Source organism: Flavobacterium gelidicaeli (genome assembly GCF_013294005.1).
Lineage (GTDB): Bacteria > Bacteroidota > Bacteroidia > Flavobacteriales > Flavobacteriaceae > Flavobacterium.
Genome location: NZ_JABSNK010000001.1, coordinates 179726 through 195367 on the forward strand (window position 1 = coordinate 179726; position 15642 = coordinate 195367).

The window sequence follows — 15642 nt, forward strand, 5'->3', positions numbered from 1 at the left end:
TTTATAGTTAAAGCGTACTTTACTACTTTCTTATTAATTTTACTATCTCATCTGCAATTTCATGAGTTGCGTTTGGCATAGCTAATGCTTTACAATTTTCGCACAACTGCTTTTGTTTGGATACATCCAATAACAATTCTTTAAACACTAGAGCAAATAAGGTATCTAGTTCATTTTCTTTCAATAAAATAGCACCTTGTTTATCAACTATAGCTTTCGCATTTTTAGTTTGATGATCTTCGGCTACATTTGGTGACGGAATAAATACCACTGGTTTTCCTACAATACATAATTCTGATACTGATGAAGCACCTGCTCGAGAAATAATAACATCAGCTGCTGCATATACGTAATCCATTTTTTCGATAAAAGAAACTACTTGCACATGCGTACTGTTGTATTGCTTATACTCCTCAAAATATAATTTACCACACTGCCATATTACTTGTACATTTTGAGATAAAATGCTTTCTAATTCACTTTCTATTAATTGATTTATCCTTCTTGATCCTAAACTACCTCCAAGAACCAACAACGTCTTCTTAGTAGCATCAAGTTTAAAATAAGTAATTGCTTCAGCTCTCTTACTCGATATATCAATTAAGTCTTGACGAACTGGATTACCAGTTAATCGCAGTTTTTCTTTTGCAAAAAAGCGTTCTAAATTTTCGTAGGCAACACATATGGTATGTGCTTTCTTGCCTAATAATTTATTAGTAATCCCTGGAAAAGAATTCTGCTCTTGAATAACCGTGGGGATATTCATGATATTTGCCATTTGCAATAACGGTCCACTAGCAAAACCACCAGTTCCAATTACTACATCAGGTTTAAAATCTTTTATAATCTTTCTTGATTTCCATAAACTATCGATAAGTTTAAAAGGAAACATAGCATTCTTAAAATTAATTTGGCGTTGCAAACCAGAAATCCACAATCCTTTTATAGCATACCCCGCTTGAGGTACTTTTTGCATTTCCATTTTATCTTGCGCTCCTACAAATAGGAATTCGGCATCTGGAAAACGCTTTTTTAATTCATTGGCAATAGCAATTGCAGGATAGATATGTCCACCTGTACCACCACCGCTTAATATGAATTTGTGTTTTGCCATTCTTGTTTAAATTATGCTTTTTATTTATTATTTTCCAAAGACAGCTGCCATCGGATTTCCTGCTTTGTCTTCAATTGAGTAATCTTCCTCTTTGATTTCTTTATCAACTTCAGAAGCTAATTCAGCATCAATTATTTTTTTAAGCGCTTCCTCTCTTTTCGCGGCGTCTTTTTGTTCTTCAACAATTTCTTCGTCTTTTTTAGTTACACTAATTATTATTCCCAGTGCAAAACAAGTCATCCAGATAGAGCTACCTCCACTACTAATTAATGGTAATGTTTGTCCTGTTACCGGTAATAACTCCACGGCAACAGCCATATTAATCATTGCCTGAAATATCATGGGAAAACCTAACCCAATGACGACGAGTTTTCCAAATAACGTACTCGCTTTATGAGATGCAATTACAAAACGGAATAATAACAATAAATACAACGTCAAAACTCCAAAACCTCCTATTAAACCATATTCTTCAACAATTATTGCATAGATAAAATCAGAAGATGATTGTGGTAAAAAATTCTTTTGAACACTTTTACCAGGTCCTAAACCATATATCTTTCCTGATGCTATAGCAATTTTGGCTTTCTCAATTTGATAATCATCTTCGTCAGGCTTATCCGTTGTAAAATTTTCAATCCTACTAGACCACGTACTCACCCTGCTAAAAAATCTTGAATCAGGAAAGGCTTTACCGATAAGTACAAAAAAAGCTAACGCAACTATGCCAGAACCAATAATAAAACTGATATATTTAATGGGATATTTACCAATAAAAACCAACATGATTACCATTGAAAATATCAAGGCTGTTGTAGAGAAGTTAGCTGGTAAAATCATTACTAAAGTGACTGCTACAGGAAACCATAACTCTTTTAAAGACTCTTTGAAATCAATAGGCTCATCTCTTTTTTTAGACAAATATCTTGCTACAAATATAAACAACACTAATGATGCCAAGGTTGACGTTTGAAACGTAATACCCACAAACGGAATTTGGATCCATCTACTTGCATTTGCTCCAGCAATCACCGTTCCTTTTATTAATGTATAGGCCAACAAAATCCAAACCACCGGTAATCCTATTTTAGAAATTGCTCTAAAATAATGATAAGGCACTTTATGAACCCAAAAAATAATTCCAAAACCAATACAAATATGCGCTAGGTGTTTTACTAAATATCCTAACGTATTTCCTGTTCCGTGTCCTAAATAAGCTAAATTACTACTGGCACTAAAAACTGGCATAAAAGAAAACAGCGCTAATAAGGCCACAAATGACCAAATTACTTTATCTCCTTTTAAATTTTTTATTAGTTGTTTCATTTTTTGTTTTCAAAATTTAGAACTGCAGTCTAAAATTATAGATTTTGTACTGCAAGCTTAAACTGATTCCCTCTGTCTTCGTAATTTTCGAATAAATCAAAACTTGCACATGCTGGTGATAACAATACTGCATCTCCTTTTTCGGTTAAGCGTTGTGCCATTTTTACAGCATCACTCATATTAGTTACTTCAATCATAATGTCTACTACATTACCAAAAGCATCAATTATTTTCTTGTTATCAACACCAAGACAAACAATTGCCTTGACTTTTTCGCGCACTAATGACATTAATTCATTATAATCGTTTCCTTTATCAACACCACCTACAATCCATACTGTGGGTGCATTCATACTATCTAAAGCAAAAAAAGTAGCGTTTACATTTGTAGCTTTTGAATCATTGATATATTGTACATTTTGAATTTTCAACACATTCTCAAGACGGTGTTCAACACCTTGAAAATTAGATAAGCTTTCGCGAATTGTTGCTTTTCTAATTTGCATTAATTTTGCTACAGATGTTGCTGCCATTGCGTTTTTCATGTTATGTTTTCCTTCTAAGGCAATCGTCTCTGTTTCCATTGTAAAATCTTCTTGATTTATTGATACTTTCATTATGTTGTCTTTTATAAATGCTCCTTCTTCAAACGTTTTTGTTAATGAAAAAGGAATTAATTTCGCTTTTGTCGTATTGTTTTTTAACCATTCGGTAATGGCCTCATCATCTGCATCGTAAATAAGATAATCGTCTTCGGTTTGGTTCATAGTGATCCTGAACTTAGAGGCAATATAATTCTCATATTTATAATCGTAACGATCTAAATGATCTGGACTTATATTTGTAATTATCGCTATATGTGGCCTATAATTCACAATTCCATCCAGCTGAAAACTACTCAATTCTAATACATAAGAATCATAACTATCGTCAGCAACTTGCCAAGCAAAGCTCTTCCCTATATTCCCTCCTAATCCTACATTCAAACCTGCTGATTTTAGCAAGTGATAGGTAAGCATCGTAGTCGTTGTTTTTCCATTACTACCAGTAATTCCTATAGTGATTGCTTTTGTAAAAGGTGCCGCGAATTCAATTTCTGAAATCACCGGAATTCCTTTGGCGATAAGCTTTTTAACAATAGCAACTTTTTCAGGAATACCTGGGCTTTTCATAACCACAGTTGCATTTAGAATTTTATCTTCGGTATGCTGTTCTTCCTCCCACTCTATATCATTATCGGTAAGAACTTGTTTGTATTTGTCTTTTATTTTTCCAAAATCAGACACAAAAACCTCGTATCCTTTTTCTTTACCTAAAATTGCGGTTCCTACACCACTTTCTCCTCCTCCTAATATTACTAGTCTCATATTATCTTAGTTTTAAAGTAATAATTGACAGTATGGCTAACATGATGGCAACAATCCAGAAACGGGTTACAATCTTACTTTCATGATACCCTTTCTTTTGATAATGATGATGCAAAGGCGACATTAAAAATATTCTTCGGCCTTCGCCAAAGCGTTTCTTGGTGTATTTAAAATAACTGACTTGCAAGACAACTGATAAATTTTCGACTAAAAAGACACCGCACAATAACGGAATCAACATTTCTTTACGAACAGCAATTGCTAAAACTGCAATAATCCCTCCGATGGTTAAACTTCCTGTATCTCCCATAAAAACCGAGGCAGGATAGGAATTGTACCATAAAAACCCAATTAATGCCCCTACAAAAGAGGCTATAAATACGGTCATCTCTCCCGAATTAGGGATGTACATTATATTCAAGTAATTCGAGAAAATTATATTTCCCGAAAGAAAAGTAAAAATACCCAGCGCGAGCACTGATATAGCGGATGTTCCTGCTGCTAGCCCGTCTATTCCATCTGTTAAATTAGCTCCATTAGAAACCGCTGTGATTATAAAAATAACTACGGGTATAAAAACCAACCAAGCCCATTTTTCATATCCCTCACCTGTCCAAGCTAATAACTCAGCGTAATCAAATTCGTTGTTTTTAAAAAACGGAATCGTAGTTGCTGTAGACTTTTCTTCTACTGGTGGCGGTGTAACCACATAGCCTGTAGTTTCTTTAAAAACATCGGTTTTTCCAGTATCTGTTCTAACAGTAACCCCTTGATGAAAATACAAAACGGTACCCACGATTAATCCTAAACCAACTTGACCAAAAACTTTAAAAATCCCTTTAAGCCCTTGTTTGTCTTTCTTAAAAATCTTTATATAATCATCTATAAAACCAATAGTCCCCATCCAAAGCGTGGTTACAATCAATAATACAATGTAGATGTTTTGCAATTTTGCGAATAATAAAACAGGAACTAACGTTGCAAAAATGATAATCAAACCACCCATTGTAGGCGTACCTGCTTTTTCATTTTGTCCCGCCAATCCTAGCTCTCTAACCGTTTCTCCTACTTGTTGATTTTGTAAAAAACGAATAATTCTTTTTCCGTAAATTGTAGAAAGTAACAACGAAAGCATGAATGCCATCGCTGATCTAAAAGTGATGTACTGAAACACTCCTGTTCCAGATATGTTTAATATTTTGTTTAAATATTCAAATAAATAATACAGCATATTTTACTATTTATGTAATTGTTCTAAGATTTTTTTTACTATTTTCATATCATCAAAATCATGACGTACGCCATTAACTTCTTGATAGGTTTCGTGTCCTTTTCCAGCAATTAAAATGATATCATTAGGCTGTGCTAATTGACAAGCTGTTTTAATGGCTTGCTTCCTATCTGTAATTGCTAAGACTTTTTTATAATTTTGTGCAGCAACACCCTTTTCCATTTCGTTGATAATCGTATCAGGGTCCTCATTTCTAGGATTGTCAGACGTTAGTACCGCTTTATCACTAAGTGCTGATGCAATATCAGCCATTATAGGACGCTTAGTTTTATCTCTATTTCCACCACAACCCACTACCGTGATTAATTGCTCATTTTTAGTACGAATGTCGTTGATCGTTTTCAAAACGTTCTCTAACGCATCAGGCGTATGTGCATAATCAATAATTGCCGTCACATTAGTTTCTGAAACGATATATTGAAACCTTCCTGAAACACTTTCTAAATCAGATAATAAACGCAACGTTTCTAAACTATCCATTCCCAACTCAATCGCAGCACCATAAATAGCCAAAACATTGTAAGCATTGAAAGTACCTATTAGCTTTACCCAAACTTCACTACCATTAACTTTTAACAACAAACCTGATAATTGGTTTTCAAGAATTTGAGCTTTATAATCAGCGTATGATTTTAAAGCATAAGTGCATTTTTTTGCTACAGAATTCTGCAACATAACAGCACCATTTTTATCATCAATATTTGACAATGCAAAAGCCGTCTTGGGTAAATTATCAAAAAATGATTTTTTCACATCCCTATATTCTGCAAATGTAGGATGGTAATCTAAGTGATCATGAGATAGATTAGTAAAAATCCCTCCTATAAAATGAAGTGCTTCTGTTCTTTTTTGATGAATTCCATGAGAACTCACTTCCATAAAACAGTACTCCACTTTGTTTTCAATCATTTCGTTTAAGTAGTGATTGATTGTTATAGAATCTGGAGTAGTGTGAGTTGCCTTATACTCTTTGGTGTCAACCATAATTTTAACAGTAGACAACAAACCTACTTTAAAACCCGCTTTTTGAAACAACTGGTACAATAACGATGCAATTGTAGTCTTCCCATTTGTTCCCGTAATTCCAACTAGTTTCAGTTTTTCTGATGGATTACCAAAATAATTAGCCGCCATAAAAGCCAACGCTTTATTAGTATCCTCTACTTTTACGTAAGTAACATCACTTTGTAAATCATCAGGCAAAGTATCACAAACAATTGCTTTAGCACCTAATGCTATTGCTTTTTGAATAAAATCATGCCCGTTAGAAACTGTTCCTCTTATAGCTACAAAAACATCATTTAATTCTATTTTTCGAGAATCAAAATCCATTTTATTAATTGCAATATCCGTTGAACCGTTTACTGCATCAATTACTACTTTATATAATATATCTTTTAGTATAATCACAATAATTCCAGTGTTATAGTTGCTTTATTCATTCTCTCTTGATCAGCCACAAGTGCTTGCGACTTTACTCTCCCCATTCCTTTTGTTCTAACTGCAAAACCTAAGTTTTCTAGTAAAGCAATAGCATCCATTCCTGGCATCCCTTTTACATTAGGAATTCCGCTTTTCTTTTTTTGCAGATTAGCGTAGTAAGCATTATAGTTATTTTCTTGTTTCGGGATTTTATTGTTCAAATTTTTTATTTCGTTAGTCGATGGAACATCTGTAAAAATCTTTTGAGCAATTCTCTTGAAAACTGGTCCCGCAACACCTGCTCCATAAAAATCTCCTTTAGCAGTACTTGGTTTATGAACCACTACAATACAAGAATATTTAGGATGATCTGCAGGAAAATAACCCACAAACGAAGAAGCGTAGTACATTTTAGTACCATCTCTTTTTCCGTAATTTACTTGAGCTGTACCCGTTTTACCAGCCATAGAAAAATCTTTGGAATACAACTTAGACGCTGTCCCCTTTTTAACTACGTTAGCCAGCACTGCTTTTATTTTTTTTATTGTTTCAGGCGAACAAACTCGCGGATTAATAACTTCTTTATCGATTTTTACAATAGTATTATTCCATTCTTTAATTTCTGAAATAAATTGAGGCTTTACCATCACACCGTTATTAGCAACTGCATTATAAAATGTTAAGGTTTGCATTGGCGTAACAGATACTCCATAACCAAAAGCCATCCATGGCAGCGAGATATTACTCCAGCTTTTATCGGTAGGTTGCGGAATATGAGGTCTTCCTTCTCCTTCAAAATCCATATGTAATTTCTTGTTTAGCCCCCAATCATTAACATGATCAACAAAACGAGATGGATTGTCTTTGTAATTATTATAAACCGCTTGAACCATAACCGTATTTGACGATAACTCAAAACCTCTTGCTAAAGAAATTTTTCCATATCCTCCTTTATGTGAATCACGCACTACTTTTCCTGAATAGCGAATCTCCCCTCCAAAGGTGTTATAAACCGTACTTGTATCTGCTACTTTGTCTTCAAGAATCGCCATTAAATCTACAAGTTTAAAAGTAGATCCTGGTTCATGAGATTCGGCTACAGCATAATTTGTGGTTTCATAATAAGACCCATCATTTGCCCTTCCTAGATTTGCTATAGCTTTTACTTGACCCGTTTCGGTTTCCATAACAACTACGCAACCATGATCAGCTTCATATTCTTCTAATTGTTTCAATAACGCATGATGCGCAATATCCTGAATATAAACATCGATTGTAGAAATTACATCATAACCGTCCTGAGGATCCACTTCGTTCACATCACGAATAGGTTTCCATTGTCCTTTTGCAATTTTTTGTTTTAAAATCTTACCGTCTTTTCCATTCAAGTATTTTCTATAAGCCCATTCGATTCCTTTACCGTCAGAAGTACCATTTGAAAATTTTCTTTCGTAACCAATAGTACGCTCCGCAATTTTCCCGATTGGATGTTCCCTAACCGTTTTTTGTTCCACTATAATCCCACCTTTATAAGCACCTAGTTTAAATAAAGGAAAGTTTTTAATTTTAATATAATCCGTATAACTCAAATTACGAGAAATCAAATAATACCTATTATTATTAGCACGTGCTTTACGCAGTTCGTTTTGATAATAACTACTTGGTTTCGTTAAAACAGTTGCTAATGAATCGGCCAACGCACCTACATTTTTTTCAAATGTCTCTGCTTTTGGCGCTAGAGCATCAAAACGAATTTCATAATTAGGTATTGATGTAGCCAATAAACTCCCATCAGCCGAATAAATATTTCCTTTATTAGCTGGAATAACAAAATTCCTAACCGTTCTTTCCTTTGCTAATTTTCGATAATAATCACCATCAACCCATTGAATATTGGTCAACTTAACAGCAATACCAATTGCCATCAAAAAGATAGCAAAAGCAACAAGGTAGATTCGGTATGATATGTATTTATCTTCTACTGCCATATTTTTTTAAGAAAAGTCTTTTCTTCTTCTTTTTTTACTTTAATTTTTACTGGAGGAACTGATGATGGAAAAATATTTTTTTCTACCATTTTCTCTGACACTGTTGATTCTAACCTTAACTTCATTAGCTGAGAACGCCTATCAACAAACTCTGATCGCAACTCTTTTACTTCACTTGTCAACGCAGCAATTTTAAACACTTTTTGCTCATAGCGTTGTGTATTAGCAATCATAACAATAGCCAGAAGAATAATAAAAACAATAAAACGCCAGTTCTTGATCGCGTCATCATCGATAAGAAACTTTGCTTTTAATATGCCATATATTCCCGTTTTCATAACTACTAATTATTTTTTTTGGGCTATTCTTAGTTTTGCGCTACGTGCTCTATTATTTAATTTTATCTCGGCTGCATTAGGTATAATTAATTTACCAACCGTTTTAAAAGGAACAGAAAAATTACCAAAGAAATCTTTTTCTGGCTCTCCTTCAAACATTCCATTTTTCATGAATCTTTTTACCAATCTATCTTCTAATGAATGGTAAGAGATTACGCTTAATCTTCCTTCTGGTTTCAAAATCTCTAATGATTGCTCTAAAAATTCTTTTAACACATCCATCTCTTGATTCACTTCAATACGGATTGCCTGATATATTTGAGCTAATATTTTATTCCTTACCTTCTCAGGTAAAAATTTAGCTAAAATATCCTTAAGCGCATCAGTAGTTTTAATAGGATGCACTTCTCTCGCTTCTACAATTGTTCTTGCTAAAGCAGGAGCGCTTTTTAACTCTCCGTAATCAAGAAACACCCTTTTAAGATTAACATCATCATATTCATTAACCACTTTATAAGCGTTTAAATCATTTTTTTGACTCATTCTCATGTCTAACTCAGCGTCAAAACGAGTAGAAAAACCTCTTTCAGGAACATCAAATTGATGTGATGAAACACCTAAATCACCTAATATTCCATCAACACTCTTTACACCGTTAAAGCGTAAAAAACGTTTTAAATGTCTAAAATTCTCATTTATTAATACAAAACGCTCGTCTTGTAAAGCATTTGCTAAAGCATCTTCATCTTGATCAAATGCAAACAATTTTCCGTCAGGACCTAACCTTTTTAAAATTTCTTTTGAGTGCCCACCTCCACCAAAGGTTACATCTACATATATCCCATTAGGCTTAATTGCTAAGCCGTCAACTGATTCTTGAAGTAAAACTGGATTATGATATTCCATTGTCATCGTCATTTAAATTTCCCATTACATCTTCTGCTAAATCGGCAAAATCTACATCTTCACCGCTTATTGATTTCTCGTATAAATCTTTATCCCAGATTTCAACAATATTTACCGCCGATGAAAAAACAACATCCTTAGCAATACTTGCAAAAACCACTAAATCTTTAGGAACTAGCAACCTACCTAAAGAATCAATCTCAACCATTTTTACTCCAGCAGTAAAGCGACGAATAAAGTCATTGTTTTTCTTAACAAAGCGATTAAGTTTGTTGATTTTTTGCATCATTATATTCCATTCTTCCATAGGATACAACTCCAAACAAGGTTGAAATACCGAACGCTTCAAGACAAATCCGTCTTGAAGTGAAAGCGCCAATTGCTTTTTAAGGGGTGCAGGTAGTAAAACCCTCCCTTTAGCATCGACTTTACATTCGTATGTTCCAACTATTGAATTCAAATGAATAATTTATAAAATGATTTAAGCAAAAATATAAAAAATATTACCACTATTTACCACTATATCCCACTTTGTTGATAAGTTTACCCACTTTAAGCCCGAACCCCTTAATTTTTAGACAATCAGACTGTTAACTACTCTTGTAAATAGCTGTAAGAATATTCACAGCGTCGAAAAAGCGACTAAATTATCTGCAAGAATTTAACGCCAAAGTCTCATTATTTATAATCTACTGCTTCCAAAAATCATTCGAAAATTCAAAAACCAACACCCATTAAAATAAAAATTGACATTAAGTAAAATTATCTTCTTAAAAAGAGTTAGCAAAAATTCATTTTAAGCTATTAAATCCTATATTTGTCAAAATTGAAAATTCGCATTTAATAACATGGAAAAGAACTATAAAAAAGAAGGTAAATACAGCTATTATGAAGCTGGAGAAGGAACGCCTATTGTAATTTTACACGGTCTGATGGGAGGACTTAGTAATTTTGACGCTGTTGCTAGTTACTTTTCTGAAAAAGGGTATAAAATAGTTATTCCAGACTTACCAATTTACACCCAGAATATCTTAAAAACCAATGTTAAAAGTTTCGCTAAATACGTAAAAGACTTCATTACTTTTAAAGGATTTGATCGTGTAATACTTTTAGGAAATTCATTGGGAGGACACATTGCTTTATACCATACAAAAATGTACCCTGAAAAGGTTGCAGGACTAGTAATTACTGGTAGTTCAGGACTATACGAAAGCGCAATGGGAGATAGTTATCCTAAAAGAGGAGATTACGAATATATTAAGAAAAAAGCTGAAGATGTTTTTTATGATCCAAAAATTGCCACGCCTGAACTTATTGATGAAGTTTATGCTACAGTAAATGATCGTATAAAATTAATCAAGACACTTACAATCGCCAAAAGTGCTATTCGCCATAATATGGCAAAGGACCTTCCTAATATGAATGTAGAAACTTGCATCATCTGGGGGAAAAACGATAAAGTAACACCACCTGACGTAGCCGAAGAATTCAATAAATTATTACCGCATTCTACTTTATATTGGATAGATAAATGTGGTCATGCTGCAATGATGGAACAACCTGAGGAATTTAATCGCGCTCTTGAAGAATGGTTAATCAAATCAAAGCTATAAGCACTTTCTATAAAAAAGAAAGCCCTTAAAAAATAAAATTATGAAAATTAATACTGCCGAATTTATAATAAGCAATTCCGATGTTTCAAAATGCCCTAAGGATTTTTTGCCAGAATATGCATTTATAGGTAGATCAAACGTTGGGAAGTCATCATTAATAAATATGATAACCAACCAAAAGAAACTAGCTAAAACATCTGGTAGACCTGGGAAAACCCAATTAATCAATCACTTTTTAATCAACAACAATTGGTTTTTAGTAGATTTACCTGGTTATGGTTACGCAAAAGTTTCTAAAAAAACTAAATCCGTTTTCCAACAGTTTATCACTGATTATTTTGAGACTAGAGAACAGCTTGTTTGCGCATTTGTTTTAATTGATATTCGCCATGAAGCCCAAGCAATAGACATTGAATTCATGTCCTATATGGGAGAAAGCGAAATTCCGTTTTGTATCATATTTACAAAAGCTGATAAGATTAGTAAAGTAAAAATTGACTCGCACATTGCTTCATACAAAAAGAATATGTTTGCTAATAACTGGGCTGAGATGCCGCATTATTTTGTGACTTCAGCAACTGAATCTCTTGGTAAAGAAGAATTACTTGGTTATATTGATGAAGTAAACCAAGAAGTTTTTAAGAACAACAATCAATTCTAGCAAACTTACCATACCATATATGAAGAAAACTATTATCACTATTATTAAACTATTAGTTATAATAGTTTTTTTTGCTTCATGCAAAAGTAAAACCTACTTATTGACCAATAACGATTACACAACAGGTGTAGATTTTACTAAAGGCAAATGGCTTTTAAACTATTTAGACTACCCAGCATACAAGAACAACAAACTCAAAACTACTACTACCTCATTTTTTAACGAACAATTAAACGATCGTTACTTTTACAGAGAAACCAGTAGCGAATTATTAATTCCGCAACAGATACCTCTAAACCCCAGCAAACAAAAGCTGAGAGAGTTAAAAACAGGAACTGGATTTGATTATTTCATAAACATTAATTCCAAAAAAAATAAAGATGAATTAAACGGTCTAGCATTGTATGAGGACGAAAATTCAGAGGGGAAAAATCAAAGCGAAGTAACAATAGAAATCTACGATTTAAACTTACAAGAAATCATATACAAACAAAAAGCAATAGGCACCGATCATGCAAAACAAGAAAAATTGCCATGGGATCAAAAATCTAGAAAACTCATTGACAACATCAATTTTCATAGTAGCACCAATAAATTAATGCTTGGTTCATTAAAAAAAGTACTTAAGGATTTAAAAAATAAATCTATTAAAAACTAAAAGAGATTGCCTCTTCAGACAATCTCTTTTTATTTATTACTTAGAAGTTAATTCTAGCTTTTCAGCAAAATACTCACAAAAATCTTTCATGGTATCTGCCATTTTCTCATCACCAGTTGCTCTATGAAATGTATCTGCCATTGCCACTAATGTTTGATGAAAGAAAATCTTCATCTCATCAACCGGCATTTCTTTTGTCCACAAATCAATACGCATACTCTCTTTAGCTTTGCTATCCCAAACAGACAGCATAATCGCCTTTGCTTCTTCCAGCGCTACACCACCATCTTTAGCGGACCATAATAATTTTTCTGGCACACGGTTTTCATCTAATTCTACTAGAAATTTAATTTCTGATCTATTTTTATCCGACATTACTTTTTAGGTTTATATTTTGATTTTTCAAATATTTCTTTTGCATTTAACTCTAACAATTGCTGCAAAGATACTTCATTGTTTTCCATATACGAGCGCACAATTTGCCAACCGATCCAGGCACCTACCTGTCCTGGTGATTCATTATCTATTTCCAAATAAAATTTAGAAAAAGGAGCTGGACCAACAAATCTGGAAGTTAGCTTTTGGTCATCGCTATATAGCATTTGTTTTTCAATAAAATAACGCCACATATAATTCTCATTTTCCTCACACCATTTAATTTGTTCTGGAGTATAGCCTATTTTATCGGCATCACTATATTCAGGAAGCAATAAATCTTTTAAGTACAGTTCCTTTCCAGCAGTAACCATTCTTGATAAAAAGTTCTTACTAACATCAGGAGTAATTTTTCTTTTAGAAAAACTAGACACCACATCTGCCATGATTTGCTTTTCCTCAAAGTTTTGCTTAATGTAATTAGGGAACTCATAAAAACGATGCTCTTTACCTAAATACATTTCGAGAGAAACGATTACTAAACTATCTGCATAGATTGCTTTGTTAGTATAATCCATTTCCGAAATGATTGTGATTAGCTTAGGCGTCTTCGTTTTTGGAAAATAATACTTAAGATGTTGTACAAGTGCTGTTAAATCAGTTTTGACTGGATCAATAACACTATACTTCTTTTGAACCTCACCATATAATTCTCTCCACTGAGAATTACTCATTTTTTCTAACCAAATTTGGTCGTCATTTCCAGCTGGAAAGAAATAAGGAAACTCTTTTTTTATTTTTCCAAGATCTTCTGGTGCTGTTTCAAAAAATATTTTATCAAAACGGGTTACCTTAATATCAACTGGAATTTCCCTAATTTCTCTTTCAATCCTATCTTTTTTACCGCAACTCACAAAAAACCAGCATAGAAGTATGCTATAAACGTATATTTTCATTTTTTTTTAATTAAATTTGCACCTGAAATACCACTCAAAAACAAAATCCTACTATTATCACCGTGCAAATATACATTGCTCGTTTTTAAAAGTTAAACTATTATGATTAAAAAAAATACTATTCAAATTGAAAGAGTAAATACTCATATTGTAAACTGGCTGAAAGATTATGCCAAAAACGCGAATGTAAATGGATTTGTTGTAGGCATCTCTGGCGGAATTGATTCTGCCGTTACCTCAACACTTTGCGCACAAACAGGTTTAAAAGTTTTATGTGTAGAAATGCCCATACACCAACATGCCAGTCATGTTAGTAGAGGAAAAGAACACATTGAACAATTAAAAAACAGATTTCCTAATGTTTCTAACACCATAGCAGACTTAACTGCTAGTTTTGAAACATTTAAAAAAGAGGTTCCCACAGAAGGTATAGACGAACACAAACTCAATCTAACTCTTGCTAACACTAGAGCTCGATTGCGTATGACTACTTTATATTATTTTGCAGGAATACACGGTCTACTGGTTGCTGGTACTGGAAACAAAGTTGAAGACTTCGGTGTAGGTTTCTACACTAAATACGGTGATGGAGGCGTTGATTTAAGCCCTATTGCCGATTTAATGAAGTCGGAAGTATTTGCTTTAGGTGCGTACCTAGAAGTTCCTGAATCAGTATTGAATGCAACTCCTTCAGATGGCTTGTTTGGAGATGAGAAATCTGATGAAGAGCAATTAGGTGCTAGTTATGATGAGTTAGAGTGGGCAATGTTACAAGATGAAAAAGGAGGATCAAATGAAGGTTTTACAGCGCGCGAGCAAGTTGTTTATTCTATCTACAAGAGATTAAACAAAGTAAACCAACATAAGATGAACCCGATACCAGTTTGCTTAATTAACATAAGTTAACAGTATTTTTACCTTGGAATATTGTATTTCACACTTTTTTTAACTAAATTTAATCAATTATTACACAGACAACTCTTAAAAAAATGAAATTATGATAAAAGTTTGTTTAGCAGATAACTTCCCTGTAGTCCATTACGGAGTAAAATCTTACTTTAAAGACAATTCAGAAATCTCCATCACTGCCAATGTAGGTAGCTTTTTAATGATCAGAGACATCCTACTTACCAAAGAAATAGACGTTTTACTTTTAGATTTAGAACTAGAAGGATTAGCAAGTATCTTTGAGGTTAAGTCTATCTTGAAAAATTTCCCCAAAACTAAAGTTATCATTTACAGTAGCCTTTCTGAACAAATTTATGCTCCTAACGCTATTAAAGCGGGTGCATCTGGATATGTTCATAAAAAGGAAAAACTAGAAACCTTAGGTCAATCAATCATCAAAGTACACCAAGGGAAGATAATCATGAACGAAACCGTTAAGAAAAATTTAGCTTTAATTGCTAAACAAAGTAAAAGCGAACGTTTGTACCGTAAACTTTCTAACCGTGAGGTTGAAGTACTACGTTATTTAAGTGGAGGTAAAAAAAATCACGAAATTGCTGAAATTTTAGGTCTTAACGAAAAAACGATTAGTACTTATAAATTACGTTTACTAACAAAACTAAATGTTACAAATTTAGTAGATCTTGTTAATAAAGCAAAAACGTTAGAAATCGTTTAA

Annotated in this window: 16 protein-coding genes; 5 read left to right on the plus strand and 11 right to left on the minus strand. The window is 33.3% G+C overall.

Annotation, left to right across the window (positions count from 1 at the left end; genetic code table 11):
- Positions 1 to 22 precede the first annotated feature (22 nt).
- Genes murG through mraZ form a run of 9 tightly spaced genes read right to left on the minus strand, consistent with a single transcriptional unit; the run spans position 23 to position 10212 of the window.
- On the minus strand, positions 23 to 1114 hold the full coding sequence (murG, locus tag HNP99_RS00800; RefSeq protein ID WP_173850291.1) for an undecaprenyldiphospho-muramoylpentapeptide beta-N-acetylglucosaminyltransferase: 1092 nt from the start codon (positions 1112 to 1114) through the stop codon (positions 23 to 25).
- 27 nt (positions 1115 to 1141) lie between these two features.
- The gene (locus tag HNP99_RS00805) at positions 1142 to 2440 is read right to left on the minus strand and encodes an FtsW/RodA/SpoVE family cell cycle protein (RefSeq protein ID WP_173850293.1); all 1299 of its coding nucleotides are present in this window, start codon (positions 2438 to 2440) and stop codon (positions 1142 to 1144) included.
- 35 nt (positions 2441 to 2475) lie between these two features.
- The gene (gene murD / locus HNP99_RS00810) at positions 2476 to 3807 is read right to left on the minus strand and encodes a UDP-N-acetylmuramoyl-L-alanine--D-glutamate ligase (RefSeq protein WP_173850295.1); all 1332 of its coding nucleotides are present in this window, start codon (positions 3805 to 3807) and stop codon (positions 2476 to 2478) included.
- A 1-nt stretch (position 3808) separates the two neighbouring features.
- On the minus strand, positions 3809 to 5038 hold the full coding sequence (gene mraY, locus HNP99_RS00815) for a phospho-N-acetylmuramoyl-pentapeptide-transferase (protein ID WP_173850298.1): 1230 nt from the start codon (positions 5036 to 5038) through the stop codon (positions 3809 to 3811).
- A gap of 6 nt (positions 5039 to 5044) precedes the next feature.
- Positions 5045 to 6508 carry a UDP-N-acetylmuramoyl-L-alanyl-D-glutamate--2,6-diaminopimelate ligase gene (locus HNP99_RS00820; protein WP_173850300.1) on the minus strand — a complete coding sequence of 488 codons (1464 nt, stop codon included), beginning with the start codon at positions 6506 to 6508 and terminating at the stop codon, positions 5045 to 5047.
- Positions 6505 to 8508 (minus strand): penicillin-binding transpeptidase domain-containing protein, encoded by a 2004-nt coding sequence (locus HNP99_RS00825; RefSeq protein ID WP_173850302.1) that lies wholly within the window; start codon positions 8506 to 8508, stop codon positions 6505 to 6507. Before HNP99_RS00825 ends, HNP99_RS00820 begins: the two co-directional genes overlap by 4 nt.
- Positions 8499 to 8846: an FtsL-like putative cell division protein gene (locus HNP99_RS00830; RefSeq protein ID WP_173850304.1), complete on the minus strand. Its 348-nt coding sequence runs from the start codon at positions 8844 to 8846 to the stop codon at positions 8499 to 8501. Before HNP99_RS00830 ends, HNP99_RS00825 begins: the two co-directional genes overlap by 10 nt.
- 9 nt (positions 8847 to 8855) lie before the next feature.
- A complete protein-coding gene (gene rsmH / locus HNP99_RS00835) occupies positions 8856 to 9764 on the minus strand; it encodes a 16S rRNA (cytosine(1402)-N(4))-methyltransferase RsmH (protein ID WP_173850306.1) in 909 nt (302 codons plus the stop codon).
- A complete protein-coding gene (gene mraZ / locus HNP99_RS00840; protein ID WP_173850308.1) occupies positions 9739 to 10212 on the minus strand; it encodes a division/cell wall cluster transcriptional repressor MraZ in 474 nt (157 codons plus the stop codon). Before mraZ ends, rsmH begins: the two co-directional genes overlap by 26 nt.
- A gap of 388 nt (positions 10213 to 10600) precedes the next feature.
- On the opposite strand from mraZ, the gene HNP99_RS00845 reads away from it, so the two are divergent.
- From HNP99_RS00845 to HNP99_RS00855, 3 genes are read left to right on the plus strand one after another with little or no spacing between them, the layout of a single operon-like run.
- Positions 10601 to 11365, plus strand: a complete 765-nt coding sequence (locus tag HNP99_RS00845) for an alpha/beta fold hydrolase (RefSeq protein ID WP_173850310.1) — start codon at positions 10601 to 10603, stop codon at positions 11363 to 11365.
- A gap of 40 nt (positions 11366 to 11405) precedes the next feature.
- Positions 11406 to 12026 (plus strand): ribosome biogenesis GTP-binding protein YihA/YsxC, encoded by a 621-nt coding sequence (gene yihA, locus HNP99_RS00850; protein WP_173850312.1) that lies wholly within the window; start codon positions 11406 to 11408, stop codon positions 12024 to 12026.
- Positions 12027 to 12045: 19 nt separating this feature from the next.
- Positions 12046 to 12684: a hypothetical protein gene (locus tag HNP99_RS00855; protein ID WP_173850314.1), complete on the plus strand. Its 639-nt coding sequence runs from the start codon at positions 12046 to 12048 to the stop codon at positions 12682 to 12684.
- 36 nt (positions 12685 to 12720) lie between these two features.
- Here HNP99_RS00855 and gldC read toward each other — a convergent pair whose 3' ends face one another.
- Both gldC and gldB read right to left on the minus strand, forming a co-directional pair.
- Complete coding sequence (gene gldC, locus HNP99_RS00860) at positions 12721 to 13059, minus strand: gliding motility protein GldC (RefSeq protein WP_173850316.1); 339 nt, start codon at positions 13057 to 13059, stop codon at positions 12721 to 12723.
- A complete protein-coding gene (gldB, locus tag HNP99_RS00865; RefSeq protein ID WP_173850318.1) occupies positions 13059 to 14015 on the minus strand; it encodes a gliding motility lipoprotein GldB in 957 nt (318 codons plus the stop codon). The genes gldC and gldB overlap by 1 nt, the downstream gene beginning before the upstream one ends.
- 102 nt (positions 14016 to 14117) lie before the next feature.
- On the opposite strand from gldB, the gene nadE reads away from it, so the two are divergent.
- Both nadE and HNP99_RS00875 read left to right on the plus strand, forming a co-directional pair.
- Complete coding sequence (nadE, locus tag HNP99_RS00870; RefSeq protein ID WP_173850321.1) at positions 14118 to 14921, plus strand: NAD(+) synthase; 804 nt, start codon at positions 14118 to 14120, stop codon at positions 14919 to 14921.
- Positions 14922 to 15012: 91 nt separating this feature from the next.
- On the plus strand, positions 15013 to 15642 hold the full coding sequence (locus HNP99_RS00875) for a response regulator transcription factor (RefSeq protein ID WP_173850322.1): 630 nt from the start codon (positions 15013 to 15015) through the stop codon (positions 15640 to 15642).